Annotated in this window: 3 protein-coding genes and 1 pseudogene; all 4 read right to left on the bottom strand. The window is 66.2% G+C overall.

The genetic code is table 11. The features are described from left to right. Positions 1-38: 38 nt before the first annotated feature. Positions 39-134: pseudogene (locus tag L1892_RS24495) on the bottom strand (ATP-binding protein); the annotation flags it as partial. Between the two features lie 89 nt (positions 135-223). Next, positions 224-1,591, bottom strand: coding sequence for a site-specific integrase (locus L1892_RS24980; RefSeq protein ID WP_235726348.1), 1,368 nt, complete (start codon positions 1,589-1,591; stop codon positions 224-226). A 287-nt stretch (positions 1,592-1,878) separates the two neighbouring features. Further along, on the bottom strand, positions 1,879-2,208 hold the full coding sequence (locus L1892_RS24485) for a helix-turn-helix domain-containing protein (protein WP_235726347.1): 330 nt from the start codon (positions 2,206-2,208) through the stop codon (positions 1,879-1,881). Then, positions 2,205-2,738: tyrosine-type recombinase/integrase (locus tag L1892_RS24480; protein WP_235726346.1), on the bottom strand; the 534-nt coding region annotated here is incomplete at its 5' end. The genes L1892_RS24485 and L1892_RS24480, both read right to left, overlap by 4 nt.

Here is a 2,738-nt window from a genome sequence, read left to right as displayed (position 1 = left end):
GGACATGATTCTGCCCACTGGTCCGCCACCGGGGATGGTCAGTTGAGGGCGGTGACCCCCTTTCCGGCGAGTGCTTGGGCCAGGCGCACGGAGTCGCCGCTGGTCTGGCACAGGTGGGCATGGTGCAGCAGCCGAAAGCGCGTGGGTTCGCGAATTCCCGCGTGGGGAATTGCGGGAACCCGTGCGTCGGTTGGTCTTTCTTGTCGAGTTGGGGTTGGGTTCCTCACCGGGGGCCGGTCGAGCGGCGTTCTGGGTGGGCGGCCTGGATGTAGGTCATCGCTGTTTTGGCGCTGATGCCGAACACCCGGATGAGGTGGACGGGGTCGGCGGTCTGGGCGGCCTCGTCGAGGATGCGGTCGCGGCGCAGCCGGGTCGGGGTAAGTCCGAGTCGCTCGAAGATCGTATCGAGCACCCGGTTCGAGACGGGCGGTAGTGCAAGATCGTCGGCGGTGACCTGGCTGACGAGCAGGTGCGGGTTATCGGTTCGGCTCCACCGCTCTCGGCGTTCGCAGAGCCAGGAGGCGGCGAGTGTGTGGGTCAGTTCGTCGAGGTAGACGGTGTGATGGCGAGGGTCGCGGCGGACGAGCAAGCGCCCGGCGGCAAGGTCGAGGTCGTCGAGCTGTAGCTGACAGGTTTCCTGCTTGCGGAGTCCATGGATGGCGATCAGCGCGACGACGAGCTTGGCCATGGCGCCGTCGGTGCGGTCGATCAGGCCGCGGAGCTGGTCGGTGGGAATCGGTGCGGGTAGTCGACGAATCGCGGGCAGTGAGATGCCTCGGGTCGGATCGCGGAAGATCACGCGTTCCTGCTTGAGTGCTCGGAAGAGACTGTGCAGTGCCGAGAGCAGATTGCGTGCGGTCACCGGCGGTCGATCGTCGAGTGCGGCCTGGATGTCGTCGGGGGTGATCTCACGCAGGCTACTCACCTGTTGAGTCCAGGTCATCAGTACCGGCCGCAGGCAGTTCAGGTACGAACGAATGGTGGCATAGGGAAACTGGGGATGCGGTAGGCGTCCCTGTCCGCGCATAACCTTTACCCAGCAACGTATTTCGTTGGAAATGCTCGTGGGAAGGGAGGTGATGCGCGCCTCAACGGCGCGTTGGGCGGCTTCACCGTGGTGTTCCGGATCGGTGACGAGCATGTTGTGAGCGCCGAGGAATTGCAGAACTCTGCGGATACCCGCGTTGCGGCGGTTCTCGGTGAGGGCGCGGATGTCCTCCTCTCGAATGGGGGCATCGGCACCGAGCCAGCCCAGCACGATTCGCAACGAGCGGGCGGCGCTGTTGCGTGGAGACGCATGCCATCCGTGCTCGCGGGCATGTTGATGAAACAGTTCGAGCAATGCTTCGGCGCCGGGCGTGAGCGCGGGCAGCGGCGCCGATGTCCCGGCTGCGAATCGTTGCCAGTCCCGGCGCACGTGAAACAACTCCGGCTGCGCGGGATCAACAAGGTGCAGTGACACTTTCGGTTTCGGCTCGCGGGGCGTGAGCCCACGCTGGTGCTGTACGTCCGGCCTACCGTCAACGGCGGTCGTGGCGGGGTTGGGGTTGGCGCGCTTCGCGTGCAGCGTGAGCGGAGCCGCCTTGGGCACCCGCAGTCCCGGCACGATCAGCGCCAGCTGTAGGGACCGGTGCGGTGCGGGCTCACACAGCCAGTCCGGGTCGTCGGTGCGTAGGATTTGCAGGCAGCCGCGGCAGAGTCCGTCGTTGTTGACATGGTTGTCGTGGCCGCACCGCCGGCAGCGCTGTTGCCGAGGGAAGGCTCGTCGCCATTTCGCGCAGGCCCCGCAGGTCGTATATTGCCGTTTCTCGCCCCAGCCCAAGCAGATTGGGCATTGCCCGATCGGCCAGTTCTTCCGAGGCGAGGCCACCGGTCCACTCAGTTCGGTGGTAGCGAGCCGCGGGCCCTGCCGCGCCGCGGCGTCGGCCGCACGGGCTCGTCGTCGCCACCGGCGACGCGACGCGCATCGTGCTCGAGTTCACCGTCGGCGGCCAGCGGCTCGGCCTCCAGCAGATCGGCAACCGTGCAGTTCAGCGCGGCGCAGATCTTGTCCAGGTCATCCAGGCGCACGGTGGTCGGTTTACCACTCCACAGTGCGGCGACTTTACTCAGCGAGGGTGTGAAGCCAACCTCGGTGAAGGCGGCGAGCAGGTCACTCGGCCGCCAGATGTCGCGTTTGGCGGCTGCCCACCGCAGGTTCCATTTCATCGCAGGTTCCCCTTGTCCATGACCAGGCGCTGCACCGCACGTCCGGCCGCGGCCAGGCTGGCCGTTTCCGGGTCGGCGTGGACGGTGGCCAGATACGACACCGTGGTGGTCGGGCGGTCGTGTCCCAGCAGTTTCTGCACCTCCCACAACGACATTCCACGTTCGTAGTTATGGGTGGCGCAGGCATGCCGCAACAGATGTGGATGCAATTCGGTCACCGGCCCGGCGAGGAACCGGTGCCCGGCGTCTTTGAGGGCGCGCCGAAACGTCGACGGCGTCACCGCAATTGCCGGTGTCGTGACGTTCAATGCCACCACGGCCTGCGGAATCCGTTCAGACGGGAATAGCGGTGCGTCCGGGTTGTCGGGGTCATCGCAGAACTCGGCCCGGACTTCTTCGATGTACCACCACAGCAGCGCGCGGCCTTCCTCGAACAAATAAGCCTCGCGGTGACGCGGCCCGGATCCGCGAGCACCCTTGCCGTGCACCAAGAACCGTCCCCACTGCCCGGATTCCCAATGCAGGTCGCC

This window comes from Gordonia tangerina (genome assembly GCF_021556435.1).
Classification (GTDB): Bacteria; Actinomycetota; Actinomycetes; order Mycobacteriales; family Mycobacteriaceae; genus Gordonia; species Gordonia tangerina.
This window is presented reverse-complemented; position numbering and strand designations above follow the sequence as displayed.

Bases quoted from the DNA above. Each gene is read 5' to 3' on its own strand.
- L1892_RS24485 (WP_235726347.1), bottom strand. From the start codon at position 2,208: ATGAAATGGAACCTGCGGTGGGCAGCCGCCAAACGCGACATCTGGCGG.